We start from the raw sequence: 26,037 nt of genomic DNA on the forward strand, positions 1-26,037 counted from the left end.
ACCGTCGTCGCCGGGGGCGGCGGCACGCGACGACGACGGCTAGCGCGTCAGGTGCCGCCCGCCCGCCACCGAGAGCACCTCGCCGTTGGCGTGCCCGTTCGCGGCCGAGCCCAGATAGGCGACCGCGGACGCGACGTCCTCCGGCGTGCAGATGCGCCCCGTCGGCGTCTTCGCCCCCTCGGCGTCCACGACCTCCTGCCCGAACTGGGGCCAGGTCAGCGCCTTCTCCGTCAGCGTGAAGCCCGGCCGTACGACGTTGGTGAGGATGCCGTGCCGGGCCTCCCGTACGGCGAGCACCTTCGCCGCCGTCTCCAGCGCGCTCTTGGCGGCCGGGTACGCCACCCCCGCCGGTAGCGGCTGGTCCACCACATCGGACGAGATCAGCACCAACCGCCCCCATCCGGCGCTCCGCATGCCGGGGAGCACGGCGTCGACCAGCGCGAGCGTCCCCGCCACGTTCGCGGTGAGTCCCCCGGTCAGGGTCTCCCACGTCTCGGGCGCCGCCACCGGCCAGGCGACGGCGTTCGCCACCAGGACCGCGACGTCGCCGAGCTCCCGCTCGACCTGGCGCGCCGCCGCCTGCGCCGACCCCGGGTCATGCTGGTCGGTCCGAACGGTGATCGCCTTCCCGCCCGCCTGGTTGATCGAGTCGACGAGGGCGAGCGCCCGCTCCTCGTTGCTGTGCCAGCCCGCGGCGACCAACGCCCCCTCCGCCGCGAACGCCCTGGCGATCGCGCGGCCGATGTCGCCCGACGCCCCGGTGACCAGCACGACCCTGCCGTTGAGTCCGAGATCCATCAGTATCTCCAATAGTTAGCCGACTACTTATTAGCCGACTATACACCGGTAGGGTGAAGGTGTGGATGCCAGTGAAGTGGGGCGCATCAACCGGGCGCTGAACAAGATGAGCAAGCTCTACCGCGTCGCCAAGGCGCGCAAGCTCGCGGCGATCGGGCTGCACCCAGGCCAGGATGTGCTGCTGTGGCTCCTGACCCAGGAGCCGGAGGGCATGACCGTCAAGGAGCTCGCAACGCGGCTCTCGATCGAGCCGCCGACCGCGACCCGCACCCTGGCCCGGCTGGAGGGCGGCGGCTGGTTCCGGCGGGAGCCGGTGCCCGGCGACCGCCGCCAGGTGCGCATCCTGGCCACGGAGGCCGGCCACGCTCTGGTGCCCGCCATCGAACGCGCATGGGCGGAGCTGGCCGAGGAGGCCCTGGGCGAGACGGGCGAGGAGTGGCGCGAGATCGCGCTCACGGTGCTCGAGCAGGCCAACGACCGGCTCCGCCGTATCGTCGGCGACGACGTCCTGGCCGAGGAGTGAGCCGGCCGGTCCCACGGGCGCGCCCGGGACCGGCCGCCTTCTCATCGTCCGCGGCGCAGCCCCCGCAGGAAGCCCCACAGCCCGGAACGTGACGCCGTCTGCCCGGCCTCATCCGCCGGCGCCGGAGGTGCCGCCGGCACGCCGCCGTCCGTGCCGCGGCCCCCGGTGGGGACGTAGCTCTCGGCGAGCTCGTACTGGACGGGCAGCGAGCGCAGCGCCCGCATGAAGGGAGAGGGACGCCAGGGCAGCTGGTCGGCCGGGAGCGCCAGCTTGACCTTGGAGAGCCGGGCGAAGAGGCGGCGCACGGCGGTCGTGGCGATCTGAACCGCCAGCCGCTGCCCCAGGCAGCTGTGTGGCCCCGCTCCCCAGGCCAGGTGCGCCCGGGTGCTGCGGATGGCCTGCCGATCGAGCGCGCCCGCGAACCGCGGATCGGCGTGGGCGCCCGCGACGGAGAGCATCACCGCGTCGCCCGCGGCGATCGTGTAGTTGCCCATCTTCACGTCCGCCCTCGCAAAACGGAAGGTCAGGTTGGCCATGGGCGGGTTGAGCAGGGCGACCCGGTTCACCGTCTCGTCGATCGCGCCGACCGACAGGCTGGCCCGCACGTCGGGATTGGAGACGACCTCGACGACCACGTTGCAGACCAGGCTCGCGGTGAAGTCGAGCAGACCGGGCAGCATGAGCAGCTCGCGAGCCAGCTCGTCCAGCGTGAAGTCCGGGTTGGCCGCCATCATGTACGAGGCCAGATCGTCGCCGGGGCGTTCCCGCACGGTCGCCGCGAGTTCCGTCATGGCCGCGTACAGGCGCTCGAACGCCGCCGCCGCATCCGGCCCCGCGTCGACCAACCGCCAGATGTCCATGACCACCTCCTCGCCGCGCTCGGCGGTGAAGCCGAGCATGCGGTTGGCGACCATCAACGGGAGCGGCCTGGCGTACTGCGCCGCCAGATCCGCGAACCCTGCGGAGCCGCCTTCCGCCAGCACGCCGATGAGGTCGTCGGCGTACTGCTCGATGTCCCGCTCCAACAGCTGGGCCTGCGGGTGGGACTGGTCCTGGAACGGCGCCAGCGCCTGCGTCCACGCGGCGCGGAACCGGCGCTGCGCGGCGCCCTCCGAGAACGCCGAGTTGTTGATCTGGAAGACGGGCAGCAGGGGCCAGTCAGCCGGGATCCGGCCCTCCGCGCTCGCCCGCCACCTGTCCACATGCTTGCTCCAGATGCCGCCCTTGTTCTGCAGGACGTTGAGGACCTCCTCGTAGCCGAGGACGAACCAGACCGGCACACCGAGGAGATCGAGCGGGGCAACCGGGCCGTACCTGCCGCGCAGGCGTTCGTGGACGAGTGCGGGGTCCGCGTCATACTCCCTGGTCAGCAGCGGTTCTACGGACATCGACTCCAGGGTTTCTGCGGGCTGCTGGGGCCACGGGCCGTTGATCACGGGGATGAACTACCTCTCTGGTTGCCGCCCCCTCGCAACGTCGCTGCATATGTCACGGCACGAGTGACGCGCTCTGGGAGCTTTCGGCCGATTCGCTTAAGAGGTCTGCAAGCATCACGCATAGCGCCGATCACCGCAAGAGCCAAATATACTCACCGTCTCGAAGTGCGGACGCTACGTGCTCCCGGCATAGTGGCTCATTGGCCGGATTTGTCCTACCCTGAGGCAAGCGAGGGGAGTACTTCCCAAGCGTCGATCCGGTCAGTACGGACGCACCCGCGTCCCCGGACGGCCGCCCGCACCCCCGGGTGAAGGAGACCTCGAACGGCTGAGCACGTTCGAGGAGGTTTCATGTCCATGGGGACACTTCTGGTTGCGCCCGATCAGGGCACCATCGCGTCACCCGGTCTGTGGGCGATCACTGTGGCCGGTCTGGTCCTGCTGCTGGCGGTCGACGTCGTGCTGACCCGGCGCCCGCACGAGGTGCGCATGCGCGAGGCCGTGGCCTGGTCGGTCTTCTATCTGGTGCTGCCGGTGGGCTTCTGCGCGTACCTGTGGGGCGCCTTCGGCACCGGGACGGCGGTCGACTTCTTCACCGGGTACGTGGTGGAGAAGTCGCTGTCGGTGGACAACCTGTTCGTGTTCATGCTGCTGCTGTCGGCGTTCGCGGTGCCGCGGGAGCTGACCCAGCGGGTGCTGCTGTACGGCATCGTCGGGGCACTGGTGCTGCGGGCGGTCTTCATCGCGCTGGGAGCCGCGGCGCTGCAGAGCGGCACGTGGGCGTTCCTGCTGTTCGGGGCGGTCCTGATCGCCACCGCGGTCAAGGTGGTGAAGGGCGACGACCAGGCGGTCGACGTCTCCTCCATGCGCAGCGTACGGCTGCTGCGCCGCTTCGTCCCGGTCACCGGCGACTACCGCGGGTTCCGGCTGGTGGTGCGCGAGCAGGGCCGCCTGGCGATCACTCCGCTGGCCCTGGCCACCGTGGCGGTGTTCGCCACCGACATCGTCTTCGCCGTCGACTCGGTGCCCGCCGTGTACGGGGTGACCGCGGACCCCTTCCTGGTCTTCGCCACCAACGCCTTCGCGCTGCTCGGCCTGCGGGCCCTGTACTTCGTGCTGCGCGGCGCGCTCACCAAGCTGCGCCACCTCAACTACGGCCTGGCCGCCATCCTGGCGCTCATCGGCGTCAAGCTGGTCCTGCACTGGGCGCACGGCCTGTGGGCGTGGGTCCCGGAGATCCCCACCATGGCCTCGCTGGGCGTCATCGTCGCCGTCCTGCTCACCGTCACGCTCACCAGCCTGTACGCCGGCAGGCACGCCGCTCCGGCGCCCGAAGGCGGCGACGACGCCGGGGCTCCCGAGCACGAGCCGGCCGACACCCGGCGCGACGCCTGAACGCGTCGACCGCGCACGACCCTCCGGGCCTTGGCCAAGGGCCTTGGGCCCAGGCTTCGCGGTGGAGCCCTCAAAGCCTGGGCCCAAGGCCCGGGTCGAAGGCTTCGCGGCGGATGGCACGCGGGGTCGCGGGCGCAACCGGCTGACGGCGGGCCGCCAGGCCGTCCAGGGTGACGGCGATGAGGCGGTCGGCGGCCGGGGGCGACACGTGCTCGTGCAGCCAGGCGGCCGCGGAGGTGAGCGCGGTCACGTCCGCGCCTGTCGCGTCGGCCCGTACGGCGCCGGATTCGCGCGCCCGCGCGATCAGCCGTTCGCCGATCCCGGCCATGCGCAGGCAGGAGTCGTGCAGCTCCGACGCCTCGTCGTCCAGGCCGTCCGCCAGCAGTGAGGCCAGGCCGCTGTAGGTGGCGGCATGCGCCGTCGCCGCCCGGACCCAGGCGGCGAGCGCATCAGCCGGGCCGGCACCCGAGACGGCAAGCGCATCAGCCGGGCCGGCACCCGAGACGGCAAGCGCATCAGCCGAGCCGGCACCCGAGACGGCAAGCGCGTCCAGCGCCGCAGCGGCCGGGCCGGTGCCCGAGGGGGCGCTGCGCGAGGGGGCAGCGGCCGGGGCGGCGGTCAGGAGCCGGTCGCCCAGCTCGAAGAGGGCCTCGTTGCGCTCGCGGAGCAGCGCGCCGACCAGGGCGCGGCGGCTGGGGAAGTGGCCGTAGAGCGTGCCGATGGCCACTCCGGCACGGCGGGCGATGCTCTCCAGGCTGGCCTCGACGCCGCGCTCCTTGAAGGCGGCGTCGGCCTCGGCCAGGAGGCGCTCGTAGTTGCGGCGGGCGTCGGCGCGGGGCCGGCGGGAGGCGGTCATACAGGGGTCCCTAGTAATTCGAGGCAGCCTCGAGATATGTTTACTCGAGGTCGCCTCAGTTTATCGGAAGGACGCCACATGATCTTGGTCACCGGAGCCACCGGATCCATCGGCACGCACCTCGTACGCCTCCTGCTCGATCAAGGGGCACCCGTCAGGGCGCTGGTCCGCGACGCGGCCAAGGGGCGGGCCCTGGGCTGTGACGTCGTGGTCGGCGACTTCGACGAGCCCGCCTCGCTGGCCGCCGCCATGGACGGCGTGGACCGCCTCTTCCTCAACGCCGGCGGCGCCCAGCCGGTCGACGGCGAACAGCCGATGATCCGCCAGCAGAAGGCGGCCATCGACGCGGCGCGGGCCGCCGGCGTGTCTCGGGTGGTGAAGGTGTCGGTCTGGGGCGCCCGCCGGGGCGGGCGGCTGGCCGAGGGCGCACACTGGGAGATCGAGGAGTACCTGAAGGCGTCCGGGCTCGGCTGGTCGATGCTGCGGCCGAGCGGTTTCATGCAGAACTTCATCACCGGGGCCGGCGCCTTCACCGCCGACGGCAGGCTCATGGACGCGTACGGAGGCGCCGGCGTGTCGTACATCGACTGCCATGACATCGCCGCCTGCGCCGCCGCCCTGCTGACCGGAGCGCGCGGCCTCGGGGAGACGTACGTCCTGACGGGCCCGCAGGCGCTCACCGCGGCCGAGATCACGCGGGAGCTCTCGGCGGCCCTGGGCCGGGCGGTCGGGCACGTGGAGGTGTCTCCGGACGACCTGGCCGCCGCGCTGCGCTCCCAGGGGCTGCCCGCGCGGTTCGCCGACGACGTCGCCGAGCTGTCCGGGAACGTCGCGGCAGGCTCGCTGGCGGCCACCACGACCGCGGTGCGGGACCTCACCGGTCGCGCGCCCCGCACGTTCGCGCAGTTCCTGGCCGCCAACGCGGGGGCGCTGCGGGCGGGCCTGCTCTCCACTGCGCACCCGTCCGGCTACGGCGGTTGATGGGAATTTTGCCAGGATCAGAATGGCTATCTACCCCGCCGGACGAATGACTCAGGATATAGCGCTGGACCTTTGCGGCAGCTTTGTCCCTTATGAGTAGCCTAAAAATATGGTGGAGCGTATAGCAACGCTGCTGCTGCGCCCGATTCGGTTGTCCTTGGCCATGGCGATTCTCGTCAGTGCGTCGATCGTCGCAGCCGAAACATTTCTGGGCTACTTCCTGTCGCGGCACATCCCGGCGAGCACAATGGGGCCGGTTTACGTTCTCGGCGTTCTTGTGGTGTCGTTCCTGTTCGGCCCGGTGCTGGGTGTTCTGGCCGCCATCGCCAGCGGCGTCATCCTCGACTACGTCCTGCTTACTCCCACCGCCGCCTTCACGGTCTGGAGCTGGATACCGCTGGTCATCTTCCTCACCGTGGCGCTGCTGGCCGGCTGGGGCGCGGTATTGCTGCGATCTCTGGCCGTCGAGGCTGAGGCGCGGCGCAGCGACGCCGACCTGGACGCGCAGATCGCCAGGCTGCTCCTGCGCACCGAGCACCTGCGATCGGCGCTGCCGGTGGCCGCTCAGCAATTGGGCCGCGCCCTGGGCCTGCCGTTTCTCGCCATCGAGACCGCGACGGTGGCAGGTGACGGGCAGCACGTGGCGCTGCCGCTGACGGTCAGCGGCAACCGGCTCGGCACGCTGACCGTGCCGAAGGACCTCCCGCAGGGCCTGACGCGCCGGCTGAACGAACGCGTGGTGCCCTCACTGGAGGCCTTGCTGCATGCGGCCCACGAGCGAGAGGCCATCAGCCAGGCGCTGGAGACGAGCCGCGACGAGCTGTGCCGGTTCGCCGAGGAGCAGGCGGCGCTGCGGCGCGTCGCCACGCTGGTGGCCCATGGAGTCCGGCCCTCGGAGATCTTCGACGCCGTCGCGGGCGAAGTCGGCCGCATCGTCAAGGCCGACTTCGCGCTCCTCGAACGCTACGACACCGGCCCCACGGTCGTGCTGGTCAGCGTCTGGGCCAAGGACGGCTCCGCCCAGATGCCGACGGTGGGGTCGAACTGGCCGCTGGAGAACCACAGCATCGCCAGCCTCGTGACACGGGCGGGGCGCCCGGAACGGATACAGATCACGGAGGACATCGCCGGTCAGCTCGCGGACTGGTCCCGCGCCATAGGGGTCGTATCCGCCGTCGGCATCCCGATCACTGTCGAGGGTCAGCCGTGGGGGGTGATGATCGCTCTCTTCCATGCCTTGGAGGCCGCCGAGCAGTCCGTGGAAGAACGCATGCTCGACTTCACCGAGTTGGTCACGACCGCCGTGGCCAACGCACAGGCGCGCGACGAGCTCGCCGCCTCACGGGCGCGCGTGGTCGCCGCCTCCGACGAGGCGCGCCGCCAGATCGAGTGCGACCTGCAGGACGGAGCCGAGCAGCGCCTGATCGAGGTCGGCCGCGCTCTTCGCACCGTGGCGGACCTGGTCCCGGAGGACCTGGTCGAGCTGCGGGAACGGCTGGAACATATCGGCGAAGGCATGGCGCTCGTCATCCAGGACCTGCGGGCGCTCTCCCGCGGCATCCATCCGGCCATCCTGTCCAAGAGCGGTCTCGAGCCCGCGCTGACGATGCTCGCTCGCCACTCGGTCGTCCCGGTCGAGCTGGTCATGGCCGTCGAGGGCCGACTGCCGGAGCGCATCGAGGCGATCGTGTACGACCTCGTTTTCGAGGCGCTGACCAACGTGGCCAAGCACGCCCGCGCCTCCATCATCTGCGTGGAGCTGGACATGAAGGGCACGAAGGTCCGGGTCGCGGTCCGCGACGACGGCATCGGCGGGGCCGACCCCACCAACGGCGCAGGGCTCATCAAGCTCGGCGACCGGATCCAGGCACTCGGCGGCACCTTCGAGATCGACAGCCCTGCCCGGCACGGCACCTTGCTCACCGCAACGATCCCGTCAGGCCGATGACCGCCCACTGAACGGTGGCTGCGCGCCCTCTATGGGGCCCGCAGGTCTTTCAGCGCGATCCATTTGCACGGTCATACAAGAGGGCCTGCCCGGACAACGCCAGGTGATCGGCCAGTGGGAGGCGGAGCACGAAGCGGGCTCCGCCGCTGACGGACCTGCCCGCCTCGATGGTGCCGTGATGGACCTGGGCGATCTCACGCGCGATCGCCAGGCCGAGTCCGGTGCCGTTGCGGTCGCGCTGCCACGAGGCGTCAAGCCGGACGAACCGCTCGAAGATTCGCTTTCTGTCTACCTCAGCGATCCCGTCGCCGTCGTCGGAGACGATCAGTTCGGCGCTGTGTCCGTTGCGACTGACCTCGACCTCCACCTCGCGCACCGCATGGCGCTGGGCGTTGTCCAGCAGGTTGGTGAGCACCCGGACGAGCTCATTGCGGATGCCCATGACGATCACCCCGGGCGCGAGCTTCAGCTTGCTGCCCAGCCGGTCCACCCGGCGGCAGGACTCCGAGGTCACCAACTCCGCCAGGTCGACCGCCTCCGGCATCCTGGCGCCGTTGGACCTGCTCTCGCTGCCCGTCGCCTCGATCCGTGACAGCAGGAGCAGGTCGGTGACGATCGCCTCCAGCCGGTCGACATCGGCCAGTGCGTGCTCGATGAGGTCGTCCATGCGCGTCTGGCCTGGGTGCAGTTGCGCCTCCTCCAGCCGGACGCGCAACGCGGCGATGGGATTGCGGAGCTCATGTGAGACTTCGGAGGCGAACCGGCGCTGTCGCTGGAGCGCCTGCTCCAGCCGTCCCATGCAGCGAGTGACAGACCGGGTGAGCCGGGTGACCTCGTCCTCCCCGGGAAACGTCAGGAGTTCGTCGTGCATGGGCCATTTGTTCGCGTCGCCGTTCGCGGTTCCCGGGGTGCCGAGCGTGTCCACGTACTGACGCAGCTTCATCAGGCGATCCATTGCGGGGCATCCTCATTTCGCCCAAGCCTGCTGGTGCCGGAGCTGAGCTACAGGTCCATTCTTCATCGACGCCCCGGCGTCGCACATCACACATCTGTGCAGGTCAGTGAGAGGAATCCGGTGTGGGTACCCGCCCTGGCCTCTGGAGTCACATGACGGGCGTTCAGTCACTGCCTTTCGGCGCCGTCCGTGTCCAGCAGGTCCCGGGCGACGCTGAGCAGCAGGTTCACATCGGCCGGCTTATGGACGTACTCGTTGGCGCCGGCGGCGATCGCCCTCTCCCGCTCCCCCGCGATGACCTTGGCGGTGAGCGCGATGATCGGCAGATCGACGTGACGGGGATCGCTACGGATCGCTCGCATGGCCTCGTAGCCATCCATGACCGGCATCATGATGTCCATCAGGACGAGCGACACCTGCGGGTGGCGTGTGAGCACCTCGATGCCCTCCTCGCCGTTCGGGGCGTGCAGCACCGACATCCCCGCCCGTCCGAGGACGTGGGTGAGTGCCGTGACGAGGCGCACATCGTCGTCGACGATGAGGACCTGGGCGCCCGACAGCGGGTCCGCCGGTGGGCCGCTCTTCCGCTCGTCCGTCCCGTCGGGCCGGACCGTACGGTCGGCGGGGCCACGCTGGGCGGCCGGCTCGATCGGGTGGCCGTCGGGCACGGCGACGACGGGCCGCGGCTCCCCGGGCGTGGGCTCCGCAGGGCCGGGCTTCGTCTGCGTGGGTGCGAACGTCGCCGCCTCCGTCTGGTCCGGAGGCTGTTCGCTCAGATCCTCAGGGAGCGGAGGGACGACGGGTACGTACAACGTGAACTTGCTGCCCCGGCCGAGCCCGCTCTCGGCCACGATCTTGCCGCCGAGCAGGCCGGCGAGCTCTCGGCTGATGGACAGGCCGAGACCGGTGCCGCTGGTGTGGCCGCCGGGACCGTGCACCTGCTCGAACGCCTCGAAGATGGTGGTGAGCTTCTCGGACGGGATGCCGATGCCGGTGTCCTCGACGGTGAAGGCGATGACGTTCTCGGCCGGGCCCAGAGACTCGTCGTCGATGTCGGCGGCTCGTTCCAGGCGCAGTTTGACATGGCCTTCTGAGGTGAACTTGAACGCGTTGGAGAGCAGGTTACGCAGGATCTGCTGGAGCCGCTGCCCGTCGGAGTAGAGATCATGAGGCGCGTCCTCGGACACCTCGATGTCGAAGTCGAGCCCGTGTTCCGTGGCGATGGGCCGGAACGTGGCGTTCACGTAGTCGAGCAGCCTGGCCAGCGGAAGGTACTTCGGCCGGATGTCCATCCGGCCGGCCTCGACTTTCGACAGGTCGAGGATGTCGTTGATCAGCTGCAGCAGATCGGATCCCGACCAGTAGATGTTCTGCGCGAACTGCTCCTCTTCGGAGGAGAGGTGGCCCTCGGCGTTGTCGGCCAGGAGCCGGGCGTAGATGAGCAGTGAGCTCAGCGGGGAGCGCAGCTCGTGCGACATGTTCGCCAGGAACTCCGACTTGTACTGCGAGGCCGATGACAGCAGTGCCGCCTTCTCCGCAAGCTGCTCGTTGGAGCGTTGCAGCTCGGCCTGCTGCCTCTGGAGCTCCTTGGAGCGGTCCTGGAGCTGGGTCGTCAGCCGCTGCGACTCGCTGAGCAGCGCCTCCGTCCGCGAGTTGGCGATGATGGTGTTGATCGCGACACCGATGGTGTCGACGAACTGGTCGAAGAAGGCCAGGTGCACGTCGGAGAAGCGGCTGAACGAGGCCAGCTCGATGACGCCGAGCACCTTGTCCTCGAAGGGGATCGGGATGATGACGACGCTCGTCGGCGTGCTCTCCCCGAGGCCCGAGCGGATCGTGATGTAGTCGGGCGGGGCGTCCGCCATCAGGATGCGCTTCTTCTCCCGGACGGCCTGCTGCACGAGGCCGGGACCCGGCATCCCGGTGGTGTCGACGGTTCGCCCCTCCGAGCCGTAACCGGCGATGTAGGCGAGCCCCCTCCCGGGTCCGCCCTCGCAGTCCGTGTCGGCCAGGAAGAACGCACCGTACTGCGCGTTGACCAGCGGGGTGAGCTCGCGCAGCACCAGGTCGGCGACCTCCGTGAGGTCGCGGTGGCCCTGCATCAGCCCGGCCAGGCGGGTGAGGTTGGACTCCAGCCAGTCCTTGGCTCGGGTGGTCTCCCGGAGGTTGGAGACCATCTGGTTGATGTTGTCCTTCAGCTCGGAGACCTCGCCGCGGGTCTCCACGGTGATGGTGCGGGACATGTCACCCTGCGTGACGGCGGAGGTCACCTCGGCGATGGCGCGGACCTGGGTGGTGAGGTTGAGTGCGAGTTCGTTGACGTTGTCGGTGAGGTCCTTCCACACCCCGGACACGCCGCGGACCTGCGCCTGGCCACCCAGGTTGCCCTCGGTGCCGACCTCGCGCGCCACGCGGGTCACCTCGGACGAGAACGACGACAGCGTGTCCACCATCGTGTTGATCGTCGACTTCAGCTCCAGGATCTCGCCGCGCGCGTCAACATCGATCTTCTTGCCCAGATCTCCCTGGGCCACGGCGGTGGCGACCTGAGCGATGTTACGCACCTGGGAGGTGAGGTTGTCCGCCATGAAGTTGACGTTGTCGGTGAGGTCCTTCCACACCCCCGACACGCCGCGGACATGCGCGCGCCCGCCCAGCCGTCCATCCGTGCCGACCTCACGCGCCACCCGGGTGACCTCGTCAGCGAAAGCCGACAGCTGATCGACCATCGTGTTGACGGTGTTCTTCAACTGCAGGATCTCACCCTGAGCGTCAACGGTGATCTGCTTCGACAGGTCGCCGTTGGCGACGGACGTCGTCACCTCGGCGATGTTGCGGACCTGGGTGGTGAGGTTGAGTGCCATGAAGTTCACGTTGTCGGTGAGGCCCTTCCACACGCCCGACACACCGCGGACCTGCGCCTGGCCACCCAGTTGTCCTTCGGTCCCGACCTCGCGAGCCACGCGGGTGACCTCGTCGGCGAAGGCCGACAGCTGATCGACCATCGTGTTGACGGTGAGCTTCAGCTCCAGCAGCTCACCCGTCGCCTCGACGGTGACCGACCGGGTCAGATCACCACGGGCCACGGCCGTCGTCACCACCGCGATGTCCCGTACCTGGGCGGTGAGCCTGGCGGCCATCGTGTTGACGGCCTCCGTCACGTCCCGCCAGCTGCCGGTCAGGCCGTTGACCTTGGCGCGCCCGCCGAGGCGTCCTTCCGCGCCGACCTCGCGGGCCACCCGGGTCACCTCGCCCGTGAACAGTGACAACTGGTCGACCATCTGGTTGACGGTCTGCCCGAGCCGGCGCAGGCTGCCGCGCAGCGGCCGGCTGTCGTCGTGCAGATCCACCCGCTGGGTCAGGTCGCCCCCGGCGACCGCCTCCAGGACGCGCGTCGCGTTGGCGGTCGGGACGACCAGCACGTCGACCAGGGAGTTGGCCGCACCTACGGTCGCCGCCCAGGCGCCCTGGCCGGGGCTGTCGGCCAGCCGCTCGTCGAGGCGGCCCTCACGTACGACCTCGCGGCGGACCCGGCTCAGCTCCTCCGCGAAGTGCAGATTGCGGTCGGCGATCTGGTTGAAGACGGCGGCGAGCTCGGCAGGCATGCCATCGTGGTCCATCGGCAACCTGACGCGGAAGTCCCCGTCGCGCAGGGCCTCCATCGCCGCCAGCAGCGGGCGCAACTCGACCGAACGAATCGCATGGGAAGAAACGGTGGCACGTTGGACACCCATCGACGTGCCCTCCTTCGTCGATGCCCGTCTGTCGAAGTTATCCACGGTATACCAATATTTACCCCTTTTGCCGTTCTTTCCTATTGCATGGGATTTAGATGGCATTCGCCGACCTTACCTATCCCATATTCCTGCAATGTCGGCTTCTAGGGTTCATATAGAAGTCGCCGCTCACCGCAGCGGATGAGACCCGGGAATGTTGCGCGCGCACCTGGGTCCGTTGTCTGATGTGCATATGGGGGTGAATTGGGAGGAAAGCCGCCCACATATCGCCGACGAGGACACCGAGGCACCGTTGTCCAGGCCCGGCTGGCGTGGCCGGGGCCGTGAATGGCGCCCCGTCGCCGCTCTCCTGCGCGCCATCGAGACCGGCCGGGGCGCCATGGTGCTGGTCGAGGGCGGGTCGGGGATGGGCAAGACCCAGCTGCTCCACAAGGCCACCGAGGCCGCCGCGCGGACCGACATCGCGGTCGCCCACGGCGCGGCCGACGAACTCGGACGCCTGGCGCCCCTGGCACCGCTGGCGACGGCGTTCGACGAGCCGGCGCTCACGTCGCTGGACCCCACACCACTGCCGGGGGTGCCGTGCGCCGAGGCGGCCGATCTTCGACTGTCCCTGGTGGAGCGGCTACGCGCCCTTCTGGAGGAACGGGTCGGACAGGGCCCGATGTTGATCACTCTGGACGATCTGCACTGGGCCGATCCGACCACGCAGCTGGTGCTCCGGTCACTGCTGCCCGAACTCGCCTCGTATCCGCTGGGGTGGATTCTGGCCCGCACCAGCGGGGTCGGTGATCCCAGCGTGGAGGGACTGTACGAACTGCTGGAGCGGGAGGGCGCCGACCGGGTCGTCCTCGGGCCGCTGGACGATCTGGCGGTGGCCGAGATCGCCGCCGACGCCTTCGGCGCGCCGCCCGGGCCGGACATCCTGCAGATGGCGGCAGCAGCGAAGGGGAACCCGTTCCTGCTCGTCGAGCTGCTGAGAACGTGGAAGCTCGACGGCGCGGTCGAGATCGCCGCGGGCAGCGCCCGGCTGATCTCGACGGCGCGCGTTCAGGTGAGCGCGCGAAGCCCTCTGGTGAACCTGTCCGCGTCGACCCGGCAGCTGCTCCAGGTGGCCGGGATCCTGGGCCGCTCGTTCTCCGTGGACGACCTCGCCGAGATGCTCGGCGAGCCGCTCGACGGACTGCTGCCGGGGCTCGCTGAGGCGGTCCGCGCGGGCATCATCGTGCCCGCGGTGGACCGGCTGACGTTCCGGCACGATCTCCTGTGGCAGGCCGTAACGGACATGATCTCCGAGCCGGTCCGCACGGCACTGCAGCGACAGGCCGGATGCATGCTGCTGCAACGCGGCGCGCTCGTGCCCGCGGCCGCGCACTTCATGCGCTGCGCCAGGGTCGGCGACACGCGGGCGCTCGACGGGCTGGACCGGGCGGCACGTGCGGTGCTGCCCTACTCGCCGCCGTCCGCGGTGGATCTCGCCGTCCGAGCGCTCGAGCTCACCGACCCGGCCGGTTCCGATCTTCTCGTCCGTACGGCGACGGCGGTGGAGGCACTGACGGCCGCGGGACGGCTCGCTGAAGCGATCGAATGCGCGCAGATGGCGCTGCGGCGAGCGCCGCCCGGACCGTGGACCGATCGCATGCGGTGTGAACTGACGTCCGTCCTGCTGCAGAGCGGTCGCGCGGCCGAGGCCGTGGCCGAGGCCGAGGGCCTGCTCGCGCAGCCCGGCCTCGACGACGAGCTGCGCGGCAGCGCTGAGCTCGCGGTGTTCCAGGGGCTGCTGGGGCTGCACGACTTCGGGCGCGGGCGGGCGCGGGCGAACGCCGTCCTCGCCGACCGCGCGGGGCACAAGGACACCGCGCTGGTCGGGGCGCTGCTGCTCAGCGCGCACATCGCCTGGGAGGAGGCACGCGCGGCCAACGCGTTCCGTGACGTCCACGAGGCCATCCGCGTCGCGGCCACCGGATCCGTCACCGCCCGGCGTGCCCATCCACGACTGTTCCTGGTCTCCTGCCTCTTCGGGGTGGGACGGCACGCGGAGGCCGAAAGGGTCATCAGGGCCGCCGCCGCGGACTTCGAGGCCTATGGGCCGACCAGCCACATCGCCGGCCCGGCGTTCTTCCGGGCCTGCCTGTCTCTGGCCGTCGGCCGCCCCGACGATGCCGCCGCAGAGGCCGAGGTGGGGTTGGAGGGCGCCGATGAGGTGGGCGCGTACGCGTACGCGTTGCTCGGGTTGGCCGTCCTCGCCATCGTCGAGTTGCGCCGCGGCAACGTGGAGGGGGCCGCGCAGCACATCGAGCGCATCGAGGCCAAGCAGCGGGCGGCGCACGGCCTCATGTACGGGTCCGTATGGAGCACCTGGGCCGGCGCGCTGGTCGGTGAGGCCCAGGGCGGCCCGGAGCGGGCGATGGGAACTCTCGGCAGCTGCTACGCGGACATCAGGAAGCGGCGTTGGATGCTCATGCTCGAACCGAACGCGGCGGCCTGGATGACCCGTACCGCCTTGGCCGCCGGGCGCCGCTCGGCCGCCGAGAACACCGTTGAGACAGCCCGGCAGATCGCGCACGACAACCCCGGGTTCCCCGCTCTCGCCGCCGCGGCCGCCCACGCGCACGGCATCCTCCACGGGGACGCCACAGCGCTGGCCCAGGCCACGGCGCACTACAGCGACCCGTGGGGCGCCGCCTCCGCGGCGGAGGACCTGGGAGTCCTGCTGATCGTCGGCGCTGCGGACGGGGTCTCCAGCGGTGCCAGAAAGGCCGCCATCGCCAGGTTCGACGAGGCAGCCGACGGCTACCTGAAGATCGGCGCGCTGCGGGACGCGGCCCGGGCACGTGCCCGGCTGCGGAACCTGGGCGTACGCCGCCGCCACTGGAACTACGCGGACCGGCCCGGCACAGGATGGGAGAGTCTCACCGACACCGAACGCAGTGTCGCGAATCTCGTCGCCCAGGGACTCACCAATCGTCAGGTGGCCACGCAGATGTTCCTGTCTCCCCACACGGTCTCGTTCCACCTGCGCCAGGTCTTCCGCAAACTCGGCATCACCTCTCGGGTGGAGCTGGCCCGCAACGCCGCCGAACAACCGGCTCAGGAGCCGGCGGCGAACACAGGTCCCTACGACTGATCGCGCGGCGCCGTACCGGGCGGGCGTCGGCGTTGACGTCCTATGGGCGACAAATGGAACAATGCACGCTTTGTGCCGTTTGAAGCTCACGGGTCGAGGTGATGGATGCACGCGCGGCCGGCGTACGACGTCGAGACGGTGCTCGCGGCCGGGAAGGGCGATCGCGACGCGATCGACGAGCTGGTCAGGGGCCACCTGCCGCTCGTGTACAACATCGCCGGGCGGGCCATGAACGGCCACCCCGACGTGGACGACGTCGTGCAGGAGACGATGGCCAGGGTCGTGGCCGGCGTGTCCGGGCTGCGCGACCCGGAGAGCTTCCGCTCGTGGATCGTCGCCATCGCCATGAACCAGGTACGCGAGTGGCGGCAGGCCAGGGCCGCCGCCCTCGCCGGCCTGGACGAGGTGCCGGACCTGGCCGACGCGGCCTCCGACTTCGCCGCGCTCACCGTCACCCGCCTCGGCCTGTCCGGGCAGCGCAAGGAGGCCGCGGAGGCCACCCGCTGGCTCGACGCCGACGACCGCGACGTGCTCGCGCTGTGGTGGATGGAGGTGGCGGGCGAGCTGACCAGAGCCGAACTGGCCGCCGCGCTGGGGACGAGCCAGCAGCACACCGCCGTACGCGTCCAGCGCACCAAGGGCCGGCTGGAGACCGCCCGCGCGGTCGTGCGCGCGCTCGCGGCCCGGCCCCGCTGTCCCGACCTGGCCGCCACGGCGGCGACCTGGAACGGCGTGCCGTCCGACCTGTGGCGCAAGCGGCTGTCGCGGCACGTGCGCGACTGCCGGGCCTGCGCCGGCCGCCTCGCCGACCTGGTGCCCGCCGAACGGCTGCTGGCCGGGCTCGGGCTGGTCGCCGTCCCCGCGGGCATCGCGGCGGGCCTGCTGGCAGCCGCTCGTACGGCCGCCCTGCACGCGATCGAGGGGCCGGCGCTCCAGGGCGGACTGCACGCGCTCAAGGGCCCGGCGGTCAAGGGCGGCCTGCTGGCCAAGGGCAAGGCCGCGACGGGTTCCGCGCTGGCCGCCAAGCCGATCGCGGTCACCGCGGCCGGCGCCACGCTGATCGCCGCGGGCGTGGTCGTCGTCCAGACCCTGCGCCCCGAGACCCCGCCCAGGCGGGCCACAGCGGTGATCGCGTCGTCCTCACCCGTGTCCTCGCCGCGCCCGCCCAGGAAGACGCCCGCGAGGACGCCCGCGAAGACGCGGAGCCCGTACGGACGGACGGTGGACGCGGCGGACCAGGCCCCGCCCAGGAACCGGCCCCCCGCCCCGCTCCCCCGCCGCCCCGCAGGCACGGTCGAGATCGGCGGCAGGCACGGGTACTCCAGGTACGGCGGAGCCCCGTCGATCACGCACAGAGGCGACTACGTCACCATCACCGGCCGAGGCTACGTCCAGGTCCGGTGGGGCATCCTCTACCGCAACCGGGTCGGCCCCTTCCTGCCCGCCACCTGGACCGGGCTGAAGGGCAAGCTGTTCCACGTCGCCTCGGGCGGCGGCCGGCGCATGGACGACGAGCAGGCGCCAGGCGTCACGTGGATGGGCTCGCCCGAGACCGGCTTCGTGCGGCTGCCCGGCGGCCACCAGCAGATGTGGCAGAACGAGTTCTACTACCTCGACGGCGCCGTCACCCTGCACAACAACGAGAGCGGCACCGACATCGACCTCACCGTCGCGCCCAGGACCTGGAAGGAGGTCTGGGACGACATCTCCACCAGGCCCGACCCGGCCAGGGGCATCCTGCGGTACGGCCTGACCCGCGACACGGGCGACGACCGCGCCCCCGTCCCGCAGTACGTCACCAGGGCCGTGGATCCGGCGCGGGTCCCGCAGCGCAGCCGGGTCTGAGATTTCCGTTATCCGCGCCGCCCGCGTCCGTCTCCTGTGACGAGAGTGACTCCTGGGAAAGGACTTCTATGACCACGCAGCCCTCCCGCCGACGCGTGCTGAAGGCGGCCGTCACCGTGGGAGCGGGCGCCGCTGTGCTGCCCGCCCTCCCCGCTGACGCCGTGTCGTCGGCCGCGGCGTTCAAGCATCCCGGCCTGCTGCACACGCAGGCGGACTTCGACCGGATGCGGGCGCAGGTGGCCGCCGGGGCCCAGCCGTGGAAGGCCGGCTGGGACAAGCTGGCCGCCAACGGCCGCTCCAAGAGCACCTGGAAGGCACGGCCGCTCGAGACGGTGGTCAGGGGCGGCACGGGCGCGAACCACGTCCAGCTCGCCATCGACGTGGCCGCCGCCTACCAGAACGCGCTGCGCTGGAAGATCAGCGGCGAGAAGGCCCACGGCGACGCCGCCCGCGACGTGCTCAACGCCTGGTCGGCCAGGCTGAAGGCGATCAACGGCAACGCCGACCGCTACCTGGCGGCCGGGATCCAGGGCTGGCAGTTCGCCAACGTCGGCGAGATCATGCGCGGCTACCCCGGCTTCGACTTCGAGCGCTTCACCACGATGATGCTCACGGTGTTCTACCCGATGAACGACCGGTTCCTCAGGGAGCACAACGGCGCCTGCATCACCAACTACTGGGCCAACTGGGACCTGTGCAGCATGGCCTCCATCCTCGCCATCGGCGTACTCGCCGACGACCGGGCCAAGGTGGACCAGGCGGTGGAGTACTTCAAGCACGGCAAGGGCAACGGCGCCATCATGAACGCGGTCCCGTTCCTGCACCCGGGCGGGCTCGGACAGTGGCAGGAGAGCGGCCGCGACCAGGGGCACACCAGCGTCGGCGTCGGGTGGATGGGCGTGCTCTGCGAGATGGCCTGGAACCAGGGCGTCGACCTGTACGGCCACGCCGACGACAGGTTCATGAAGGGCGCCGAGTACGTGGCCAAGTACAACCTGGGCGAGGAGGTGCCGTTCACGACATACAAGTGGGGACAGGGCACGACGTGCGCGCCGCGCCAGCAGACGGAGATCTCCGCCGCCGGGCGCGGGGCGGCCGACCCCATCTGGGCGCTGCTGCTCAACCACTACGGAGTGCGCCGGGGGCTGGCCGTGCCGTACATCGAGGCGTACAGCAAGCGTCTGGCCCCCGAAGGCGGAGGCGGCGACTACGGCGGCAGCAAGTACGACCACCTGGGCTTCGGCACGCTGACCTACACCCGCGCCGCAGGGGGCGGGCTGCTGGCGACGGGGGTGTCGCGGGCGTTCGAGCCGGTCAACCGCACGAAGGCGTACATCCAGGCCACGGGCCGGATCGGCGCCGGCCCGCTCGCCCTGCGCGTGGTGCCGGGGCTGGACGATCCCAAGGGCTACTCCTTCGTAGCCCCGGACGGCCGTTACCTGCGGCACCGCGACTTCCTGATCCGCTTCGACGCCAACGACGGGACGGCGCTGTTCAGGCGCGACGCGACCTTCCACGCCCGGCAGGGCACGGCCGGGGGGTCGGTACGGCTGGAGTCGGTCAACTACCCCGGCCGGTTCGTCCGCCACAGCGACGACCGGCTCCGCCTGGACAAGGCCGAGGACACGGCTCTCTTCCGCGCGGACAGCTCGTTCCGCCCGGTCACGCCGTCCTGACCCGGCCAGGAGGCGCTCACAGCGTGCGGGCGCGTTCCGCGAGGATCTGCGCCCGCGCGAGCTGCACCTCCCTGGCCTTGCGGGCGGCGTACCGGAGCAGGGGCCCGAACGTCGCCCGCACCGTCAGCACGTCCTCCACCTCGGTCCCCTCGCCCTCGGCGGCCAGCCGGAACCGGTAGTCCAGCCGCACCCCGCCGGGGCTGTCCACCTCGCCCTCGACGCCCTCGCGGGAGGCGCGCAACGTCACCTCGATCAGGTTGTCGTACCTCAGGAAGCCCAGGAACCGGAAGCGCTCCACCGACACGAACCGGGACAGTCCCGGCTCCCGCCGCACGTCCCGCACCTCCACCACGAGCGGCGAGAGGCCCACGTAGCTCGTCGGCTCGCTCAGGTGCGCGAGCACCGCGGACGGCGGCGCCGCAACGTGGAAGACGTTACGCAGCAGGGTCTCCGGCACGGCTCGGCCTCCCGGGGCGGTCGATGGGCGATCTTCCCCAGTATCGGGGGGATCGGCGGCCACCTGGTCATCGGGTACGCCACGCTCGGGGTGCTGCTGGCCCGGCGCCCCGACCGGGCGATCTCCTCCCGCACGGCCTGATCCCTCAGTCCCCGTGCCACGAATGCCAGAGGGCGGCATACGTGCCGCCCGCCGCGACGAGGTCGTGATGCGTCCCGAGCTCGGTGAGCCGGCCGTCCTGCATGACCGCCACCCGGTCGGCGTCGTGCGCGGTCTGCAGCCGGTGGGCGATGGCGATGACGGTCCGGCCGGCGAGGACGGCGGCCAGGGCCCGCTCGGTGTGGCGGGCCGTTCCCGGGTCCAGGAGGGCGGTGGCCTCGTCGAGGATCAGCGTGTGGGGGTCGGCGAGCACCACGCGGGCCAGGGCCACCTGCTGCGTCTGCGCGCCGTCCAGGCGGTGGCCGCCGGGGCCCAGGTCGGTGTCCAGGCCGTCCGGGAGGTCGCCGATCCAGTCGGCGCCCACGGCGGTGAGTGCCGCGCGCAGGTCGGCGTCGGTGGCGGAGGGGGCGGCGATGCGGAGATTGTCGCGTACCGTGCCGAGGAAGACGTGGTGCTCCTGGGTGACGAGGATGACCCGCTCGCGCAGCCGGTCGGGATCGAGGTCGGCGACGGGCACCCCGCCCACGGTGACGGTGCCGCCGCGGGGCCGGTCCACGCCTGCCAGGAGCCTGCCGAGCGTGGTCTTGCCCGCGCCGGACGGCCCGACGATCGCCAGGCGTTCGCCCGGCTGGACGGTCAGGTCCACCCCGCGCAGGACGTCGGGGCCGCCGTCGTAGGCGTAGTGCGCGCCGGCGACCTCGAGCCGGTCGGAGGCCGGCACGGACTCGCCCGCCGCTTCCTGGCGAGGAGCCAGGTCGAGGCCCTCGACCCGGGCGAACGAGGCGCTGCTGCTCTGCAGGTTCTCCAGGTGGTAGAGGACGGTGTCCAGCGGGTGGGACAGCTGCCGCAGGTAGAGGGCCGAGGCGACGACCGTTCCCAGGGTCATGGCGCCGCCCTGCGTCATGACGCCGCCGATCAGCAGGACGCCGGCCACCGGGATGACGTACGAGACGTCCACGATCGGGAAGAGTACGCTGCGCAGGAACAGCGTGCGGGTGCGGGTCCTGCGGCACTCCTCGACGGCCTGCCGGCACGCCTCGAGGCGGCGCCGCTCGAGCCTGAGCGCCTCGACGGTGCGGGCGCCGGTGGTGATGGCGGCCAACTGCTCGGCGAGTGCCGAGTTGGCCGCCCCCTCGTCCAGGTACGCGGTGACCGCGCGGCGCAGGTACCAGCGGGCGGCGAACCAGATGCCCAGCAGGCCGAGCACGCCGCACGCGCCCAGGAGCGGGTCGAGGGTGAAGACCGCGCCCAGGATGAACGCGGCCTGGACCACGGCGATGAGCACCTCGGGACCGGCGTCCCGCAGCGTGGTTCCGACCGCCGCCACGTCCGCGGTGCCGCGGGTGGTCAGGTCGCCCGTGCCGGCACGCTCGATCACCGAGGCGGGCAGGGCGAGCGCCCGGTCGGTGAACTGCTCGCGGACGCGGGCCAGCGTACGCTCGCCGAAACGGTGGCCGAGGTAGCTCGCGTAGCGCGACAGCAGGAGCTGGGCCACGGCGAAGGCGAGGATGACCAGGGTCAGCCGGTCAACCGCGCCGACCCCGGCACCGGCCTTGACCGCGTCGACGATGCGGCCGAGCAGCCACGGGCCGACCAGTCCCGCGCCGGCGGCCAGCGCGTTGAGTGCGATCACGGCGGCGAAGGCGCGGCCGTCGAGGCGGATCAGCCGGAGCGCGGCCCGGCGGACCCGGGAGGGCTCGGCGACGGGCAGGGACCCGGCGGCGGACAGACCGCTCATCGAACGGCCTCCTCGTGCCGCGCGCCGGTCTCGCCGCCCACGCCGTCGGGGTCGTGCGGGTGGCCCGGGTCGTCCGGAGCCTCTGGACGGCCCGTGTCCGCCGGGCCCCCCGCGTCGTCCGGGTCCTGCGGGTCGTCCGTGTCCTCTGTGTCTTCTGTGCCGCGGGACACCAGCCGGCGGTAGCCCGGATGGTCGCGCAGCAGGTCGCGGTGGCTGCCCGCCGCCGCGACGGACCCGTCCAGCAGGTAGTACACGGTGTCCGCCTGGTCCAGTACGAGCGGCGAGGTCGTGGTGACGGCCGTGGCGCGGCCCTCGCGGGCGGCACGCAGGCGGGCCGCGATGGCGGCCTCGGTGTGGGCGTCCACGGCCGAGGTGGGTTCGGCCGCGAGGAGGATCTCGGGGTCGGCCAGCAGGGCCCGGGCCAGGCGTACGCGCTGCCGCTGCCCGCCGGACAGGTTGCGGCCCTGAGGGTCGATGGGCGAGTCGAGCCCGTCCGGCAGCCCGCGTACGACGTCCTCGGCCATGGCCGCGTGGACCGCCCGCTCGACGGCCGCCTCGTCCGGGTCCGCGCTGCCCGCGATGACGTCGCGCAGCGTGCCCGCGAACAGGTCCGCCTCGTTCTCCGCCACCAGGATCCGCTCACGTACCCGCGCCCGGTCGATGTCGCCGAGGCGGACCGCACCCCAGGTCACGGCGGACCTGGTGAACCCGCCGAGCCGGTCGAGCACCGCCGCGCAATCCCCCGGCCTGGCGCTGACCAGCGCGGTCAGCTCGCCCGGCGCGATCTCGACGCCGGAGCCGGGATCGCGCAGGACCGACGGCGACGCGGGCGGGTCCAGGCGCGCGTCCCCGCTCGTGACGTCGGGCTCCAGGGTCAGCAGGCGAACGACCCTGCGGGCCGCGACGAGGCCACGGCTGAGACCGTAGCTGCCCTCGATGAAGAACGTGACCGGCAGCACCAGCACGGCGGCATAGCCGTAGACGGCCACCAGTTCCCCCACGGTGATGTCCCCCTGCGCCGCCATCCGGGCCGCCAGCCAGGTCACGGCGCCGAGGAACAGGGTGGGCAGGCCGACTCCCAGGGCCTGGATCCAGCTGGTCACCGCCCCCACCTGGTAGCCCTTCTCCTGGAGCTCACGCGAGCCGCGCCGGTAGCGCTCGGCGTACACCTCCTTGCCGCCGATGCCGTTCAGGACCCGCAGGCCCGCGGCGATGTCCCCGAACCGGGCGGCCAGCTCCCCCTGCCGCGCCCGGTACGCCGTCTCGGCGCCGCTCAGCCGTCCCATCAGCGGGCCGAGCAGCACGGCGAGCAGCGGCACGCCGAGCAGCACCACCGCGGCGAGCAGCGGCGAGACGGCCAGCAGCAGCGCGGCCACGACGACGTAGGCGAGGACCGAGCCGACGCCGGGGCCGGTGATGGTCAGCGCCTGCGCGATCACCCCGGCGTCGCCGAACCCGATCGTGACCACTTCCCCGGCCGTGACCTTGCGCGAGAGCGTCGCGCCAAGCCGCGTCGCGTGCAGGGCCACGACCTGTACGGTGCGGAAGGCGGCGTCCATCCGGACCCTGGTCATCGTGCGGTGGCGCATGATGGCCAGCCAGGCGTTCAGCACCCCGATGCCCACCACGGCGCCGACCCACCCGGCCAGCGCGTCCCAGCGTCCCGGCGTCAGCCCGTCGTCGATGGCGCGCGACAGGACGTACGGCGGCAGCGTCATGCAGACCATCCAGGCGCTGCCCAGGATCGCGCCGGCGGCGATCCTGCCGCGCTGGCTCGTGACCAGCCACCACAGGTACCGTCCGGCGCTGCGACAGTCGGGAGTCCCGGGGGCCATGATCCGTTCCGTCATGCCCTCGACCCTAAAGCCAGACCTCCTCACCGGGCCGGCAGGGGGGCATGCCGACCGCGGGCTGCCCGCCCGCTACCATCCACGCCATGAGCGAGCACCCCCTGTGGCCCACGACCAGCGAGGCGACCATCACCGCCTTTCCCGTGCGCGGCGAGCAGCCTGTCCCGGCCGTTGTGGTGATGCCCGGGGGTGCCTACCACCACCTCGCCGAGCACGAGGGGGCTCCGGTGGCGCGGTGGCTCAACTCGCTCGGCATCGCGGCGTTCGTCCTGCACTACCGCATCGCGCCGCACCGCCACCCGCTGCCGCTGCTCGACGCCGCCAGGGCGGTGCGCTGGGTCAGGCACCACGCCTCCGCGAACGGCGTGGACCCCGCCCGCGTCGGGGTGCTCGGGTTCTCGGCGGGCGGTCACCTGGCCGGGCTCCTCGCCACCGAGATCGGCACCATGCTGCCGGAGGGGCCGCACGACGCCGTCGACCAGGCCGACGCCCGTCCCGGCCTGGCCGTGCTCTGCTACCCCGTCACCGATCTCACCGGGCCGGCCGCGCACCGGGGCTCCGCCGCCAACCTGCTCGGGGACGACGCGCCCGAGTCGCTGCGCGCCGAGCTGACGCTCGCCCGCCGGGTCGGCCCCTCGACACCGCCCATGTTCCTGTGGCACACCGCCGACGACGCGGGGGTCCCCGTCGACAACACCCTCCAGCTGGCTCAGGCGCTCGCCCGCCACCAGATCCCCCAGGAGGTCCACGTCTATCCCAGCGGCAGGCACGGGCTGGGGCTGGCGGAGGCCGACCCCGTCGTCGGCGACTGGACCGACCGCTGCGCCGCCTTCCTGCGCGGCCGGGGCTGGTGATCCGTACGCCGGCGAGGGCCGTTCAGGCGACGTGGACGTGCGGCCGGCGTTCGCGGTGCGGCTCGGCCTGGCGCAGCACCTCCCTGGTCAGCGCCGGTACGTCGCCGCCGCCGAAGACCAGGTAGCGCAGCATCGCGACCACCGGGTTGCCCTCGGTCCAGTGGAAGTAGATGTGCGGCGCCGAGCCGGTGCGGTCCCGCAGGTGCAGCAGCAGCGCCGCCAGCGTGTTGGGCACGGCCGAGCTCTCGATCATCAGGATCTTGTGCCCGTACCGCTCCTCGCCCTTGACGCGCAGCTCGGTCTCGAACTCCGAGGCGTCCGGCACCGTCACCTCCACGAAGACCACCGGTTCTGAGGAGCGCAGCCGGTGGGTGAGCCAGGTCTCGCGGAGCTTCTCGTTGTACTCGTGCTGATCCCGTTTGTGCGGCTCGTTGGCGATCACGTGGATCTCGCCGCACGCCACCTCGTTGACGAACTGCTCGGCCAGCGGATCCAGGTGGACCGCCGTGACCCGCAGCTCCATCGAGCGGGTGGCCCTGGAGATCAACGACGTGGCGATGATGGCCCCGATGAAGAACGAAGCGATCTTGACGCCGTCCGGCCGCTCCCTGACATTGTCCACCAGGGTGTAGGCCAGCACGGCCGCGATGACCGCGTACCCCGCGGCCGCCCGGTGCAGGCCTCTCCTCCTGGCCGTCAGCGTCACGGCGACCGCGGCCGAGAGGATGAGCACCAGCACGCCGGTGGCGTACGCGCCGCCCTGGGCGTTGACGTCCGCGCGGAAGATGATCGTGATGCCGAACGCGATCGCCGAGAACACCAGCACGAGCGGCCGCACTGCGCCCGTCCACTCCGGCGCCATGCCGTACCGGGGCAGGTAGCGCGGCACGAGGTTGATCAGCCCGGCCATCGCCGAGGCCCCGGCGAACCAGAGGATCGCGATGGTGGACACGTCGTACGCGGTGCCGAACCCGTTGCCCAGGTAGGCGTGGGCCAGGTAGGCCAGCGCCCGCCCGCTCGCCTTGCCGCCGTCCCGGAACTCCTGCGGCGGGATGAGCAGGGTGGTGACGAAGCTGGAGAAGATCAGGAACACGCTCATGATCAGCGCGGCGGTGGTGAGCAGCCGCCTGGCGCCCTTGATCCGCTCCTGGAGGTCGCCCTCGATCACCGGCATCACCGCGACACCGGTCTCGAACCCGGACAGGCCCAGCGCCAGCTTCGGCATGACCACCAGCGACAGCCCGATCATCGCGAGCGGGCTGCCGAAGCCGCCGCTCAGCGCGTGCTGCCAGTCCAGCACGACCCGGGGAGCCTCCAGCACGTGCACGATCGCGGCCCCCACGACGACCGCGTTCAGGCTCAGATAGACGAGGACGAGCAGCGTGGCCAGGCCGATGGCCTCGCTGAAGCCCATCAGGAACACCCCGCCCAGCATCGCCAGGAGCACGAGCGTGACCGGCACCCGCTGCCCGTCCAGGAAGGCCGGCACGAACGGGTTCTCCAGGATGTGCGCGGTCGCGTCCGCCGCCGACAGCGTCATCGTGATCACGAAGTCGGTCGCGGCGAAGCCCAGCAGAACCAGGACGAAGATCTTGCCCCACCACTGGGGCGCGAGCTTCTCCAGCATCGCGATCGAGCCCTGCCCGTACGGGCTCTCGACCGCCACCCTGGGTAGACCGGCAGCGCGCCCAGCACCCTAAGC

18 protein-coding genes are annotated in these 26,037 nt (G+C 71.4%); 9 read left to right on the forward strand and 9 right to left on the reverse strand.

The genetic code is table 11. The features are described 5' to 3' along the window. Positions 1 to 39: 39 nt before the first annotated feature. The gene (locus AB0J64_RS35205) at positions 40 to 798 is read right to left on the reverse strand and encodes an SDR family NAD(P)-dependent oxidoreductase (protein ID WP_364036903.1); all 759 of its coding nucleotides are present in this window, start codon (positions 796 to 798) and stop codon (positions 40 to 42) included. Between the two features lie 61 nt (positions 799 to 859). Between AB0J64_RS35205 and AB0J64_RS35210 the strand changes: the two genes are divergently transcribed. Beyond that, positions 860 to 1,321, forward strand: a complete 462-nt coding sequence (locus AB0J64_RS35210; RefSeq protein ID WP_364036906.1) for a MarR family transcriptional regulator — start codon at positions 860 to 862, stop codon at positions 1,319 to 1,321. A gap of 41 nt (positions 1,322 to 1,362) precedes the next feature. Here AB0J64_RS35210 and AB0J64_RS35215 read toward each other — a convergent pair whose 3' ends face one another. Continuing rightward, on the reverse strand, positions 1,363 to 2,709 hold the full coding sequence (locus tag AB0J64_RS35215) for a cytochrome P450 (RefSeq protein WP_364036909.1): 1,347 nt from the start codon (positions 2,707 to 2,709) through the stop codon (positions 1,363 to 1,365). Between the two features lie 405 nt (positions 2,710 to 3,114). Between AB0J64_RS35215 and AB0J64_RS35220 the strand changes: the two genes are divergently transcribed. Further along, positions 3,115 to 4,152 (forward strand): TerC/Alx family metal homeostasis membrane protein, encoded by a 1,038-nt coding sequence (locus AB0J64_RS35220; protein ID WP_364036912.1) that lies wholly within the window; start codon positions 3,115 to 3,117, stop codon positions 4,150 to 4,152. Between the two features lie 70 nt (positions 4,153 to 4,222). Here the strand turns inward: AB0J64_RS35220 and AB0J64_RS35225 are convergent, their stop codons facing one another. Continuing rightward, positions 4,223 to 5,008 (reverse strand): helix-turn-helix domain-containing protein, encoded by a 786-nt coding sequence (locus AB0J64_RS35225; protein WP_364036915.1) that lies wholly within the window; start codon positions 5,006 to 5,008, stop codon positions 4,223 to 4,225. Between the two features lie 78 nt (positions 5,009 to 5,086). Between AB0J64_RS35225 and AB0J64_RS35230 the strand changes: the two genes are divergently transcribed. Next, positions 5,087 to 5,989: an NmrA family NAD(P)-binding protein gene (locus tag AB0J64_RS35230; protein ID WP_364036918.1), complete on the forward strand. Its 903-nt coding sequence runs from the start codon at positions 5,087 to 5,089 to the stop codon at positions 5,987 to 5,989. A 109-nt stretch (positions 5,990 to 6,098) separates the two neighbouring features. Further along, positions 6,099 to 7,937 carry a DUF4118 domain-containing protein gene (locus tag AB0J64_RS35235; protein ID WP_364036921.1) on the forward strand — a complete coding sequence of 613 codons (1,839 nt, stop codon included), beginning with the start codon at positions 6,099 to 6,101 and terminating at the stop codon, positions 7,935 to 7,937. A gap of 49 nt (positions 7,938 to 7,986) precedes the next feature. Here the strand turns inward: AB0J64_RS35235 and AB0J64_RS35240 are convergent, their stop codons facing one another. After that, positions 7,987 to 8,880 carry a HAMP domain-containing sensor histidine kinase gene (locus tag AB0J64_RS35240; RefSeq protein ID WP_364036924.1) on the reverse strand — a complete coding sequence of 298 codons (894 nt, stop codon included), beginning with the start codon at positions 8,878 to 8,880 and terminating at the stop codon, positions 7,987 to 7,989. Positions 8,881 to 9,059: 179 nt separating this feature from the next. Continuing rightward, positions 9,060 to 12,626 (reverse strand): HAMP domain-containing protein, encoded by a 3,567-nt coding sequence (locus AB0J64_RS35245; RefSeq protein ID WP_364036927.1) that lies wholly within the window; start codon positions 12,624 to 12,626, stop codon positions 9,060 to 9,062. Positions 12,627 to 12,861: 235 nt separating this feature from the next. On the opposite strand from AB0J64_RS35245, the gene AB0J64_RS35250 reads away from it, so the two are divergent. From AB0J64_RS35250 to AB0J64_RS35260, 3 genes are all read left to right on the forward strand, one after another. Next, positions 12,862 to 15,756: an AAA family ATPase gene (locus tag AB0J64_RS35250; RefSeq protein WP_364036930.1), complete on the forward strand. Its 2,895-nt coding sequence runs from the start codon at positions 12,862 to 12,864 to the stop codon at positions 15,754 to 15,756. 105 nt (positions 15,757 to 15,861) lie between these two features. Next, positions 15,862 to 17,601, forward strand: coding sequence for a sigma-70 family RNA polymerase sigma factor (locus tag AB0J64_RS35255; RefSeq protein WP_364036933.1), 1,740 nt, complete (start codon positions 15,862 to 15,864; stop codon positions 17,599 to 17,601). Positions 17,602 to 17,669: 68 nt separating this feature from the next. Further along, positions 17,670 to 19,277 (forward strand): AbfB domain-containing protein, encoded by a 1,608-nt coding sequence (locus AB0J64_RS35260; protein ID WP_364036936.1) that lies wholly within the window; start codon positions 17,670 to 17,672, stop codon positions 19,275 to 19,277. 16 nt (positions 19,278 to 19,293) lie between these two features. Here the strand turns inward: AB0J64_RS35260 and AB0J64_RS35265 are convergent, their stop codons facing one another. Continuing rightward, positions 19,294 to 19,734, reverse strand: a complete 441-nt coding sequence (locus AB0J64_RS35265; protein WP_364036939.1) for an SRPBCC family protein — start codon at positions 19,732 to 19,734, stop codon at positions 19,294 to 19,296. On the opposite strand from AB0J64_RS35265, the gene AB0J64_RS35270 reads away from it, so the two are divergent. Then, positions 19,702 to 19,875, forward strand: coding sequence for a hypothetical protein (locus AB0J64_RS35270; protein ID WP_364036942.1), 174 nt, complete (start codon positions 19,702 to 19,704; stop codon positions 19,873 to 19,875). The genes AB0J64_RS35265 and AB0J64_RS35270 overlap by 33 nt on opposite strands. A gap of 4 nt (positions 19,876 to 19,879) precedes the next feature. On the opposite strand, the gene AB0J64_RS35275 is transcribed toward AB0J64_RS35270, so the two are convergent. Further along, positions 19,880 to 21,631: an ABC transporter ATP-binding protein gene (locus AB0J64_RS35275; protein ID WP_364036945.1), complete on the reverse strand. Its 1,752-nt coding sequence runs from the start codon at positions 21,629 to 21,631 to the stop codon at positions 19,880 to 19,882. After that, a complete protein-coding gene (locus AB0J64_RS35280) occupies positions 21,628 to 23,481 on the reverse strand; it encodes an ABC transporter ATP-binding protein (RefSeq protein ID WP_364036948.1) in 1,854 nt (617 codons plus the stop codon). The genes AB0J64_RS35275 and AB0J64_RS35280 overlap by 4 nt, the downstream gene beginning before the upstream one ends. A gap of 86 nt (positions 23,482 to 23,567) precedes the next feature. Between AB0J64_RS35280 and AB0J64_RS35285 the strand changes: the two genes are divergently transcribed. Continuing rightward, a complete protein-coding gene (locus AB0J64_RS35285) occupies positions 23,568 to 24,335 on the forward strand; it encodes an alpha/beta hydrolase (RefSeq protein ID WP_364036951.1) in 768 nt (255 codons plus the stop codon). A 22-nt stretch (positions 24,336 to 24,357) separates the two neighbouring features. Here AB0J64_RS35285 and AB0J64_RS35290 read toward each other — a convergent pair whose 3' ends face one another. Continuing rightward, complete coding sequence (locus tag AB0J64_RS35290; protein ID WP_364036954.1) at positions 24,358 to 26,001, reverse strand: amino acid transporter; 1,644 nt, start codon at positions 25,999 to 26,001, stop codon at positions 24,358 to 24,360. Positions 26,002 to 26,037 lie beyond the last annotated feature (36 nt).

Origin of the sequence: Nonomuraea sp. NPDC049695 (assembly GCF_040674955.1) — a bacterium.
GTDB classification, from domain to species: Bacteria; Actinomycetota; Actinomycetes; order Streptosporangiales; family Streptosporangiaceae; genus Nonomuraea; species Nonomuraea helvata.

Bases quoted from the DNA above. Each gene is read 5' to 3' on its own strand.
- AB0J64_RS35220 (WP_364036912.1), top strand. From the start codon at position 3,115: ATGGGGACACTTCTGGTTGCGCCCGATCAGGGCACCATCGCGTCACCC.
- AB0J64_RS35285 (WP_364036951.1), top strand. From the start codon at position 23,568: ATGAGCGAGCACCCCCTGTGGCCCACGACCAGCGAGGCGACCATCACC.
- AB0J64_RS35225 (WP_364036915.1), bottom strand. From the start codon at position 5,008: ATGACCGCCTCCCGCCGGCCCCGCGCCGACGCCCGCCGCAACTACGAG.
- AB0J64_RS35275 (WP_364036945.1), bottom strand. From the start codon at position 21,631: ATGAGCGGTCTGTCCGCCGCCGGGTCCCTGCCCGTCGCCGAGCCCTCC.
- AB0J64_RS35280 (WP_364036948.1), bottom strand. From the start codon at position 23,481: ATGACGGAACGGATCATGGCCCCCGGGACTCCCGACTGTCGCAGCGCC.
- AB0J64_RS35205 (WP_364036903.1), bottom strand. From the start codon at position 798: ATGGATCTCGGACTCAACGGCAGGGTCGTGCTGGTCACCGGGGCGTCG.
- AB0J64_RS35260 (WP_364036936.1), top strand. From the start codon at position 17,670: ATGACCACGCAGCCCTCCCGCCGACGCGTGCTGAAGGCGGCCGTCACC.
- AB0J64_RS35215 (WP_364036909.1), bottom strand. From the start codon at position 2,709: ATGTCCGTAGAACCGCTGCTGACCAGGGAGTATGACGCGGACCCCGCA.
- AB0J64_RS35245 (WP_364036927.1), bottom strand. From the start codon at position 12,626: ATGGGTGTCCAACGTGCCACCGTTTCTTCCCATGCGATTCGTTCGGTC.
- AB0J64_RS35255 (WP_364036933.1), top strand. From the start codon at position 15,862: ATGCACGCGCGGCCGGCGTACGACGTCGAGACGGTGCTCGCGGCCGGG.
- AB0J64_RS35250 (WP_364036930.1), top strand. From the start codon at position 12,862: ATGGGGGTGAATTGGGAGGAAAGCCGCCCACATATCGCCGACGAGGAC.
- AB0J64_RS35230 (WP_364036918.1), top strand. From the start codon at position 5,087: ATGATCTTGGTCACCGGAGCCACCGGATCCATCGGCACGCACCTCGTA.
- AB0J64_RS35240 (WP_364036924.1), bottom strand. From the start codon at position 8,880: ATGAAGCTGCGTCAGTACGTGGACACGCTCGGCACCCCGGGAACCGCG.
- AB0J64_RS35235 (WP_364036921.1), top strand. From the start codon at position 6,099: ATGGTGGAGCGTATAGCAACGCTGCTGCTGCGCCCGATTCGGTTGTCC.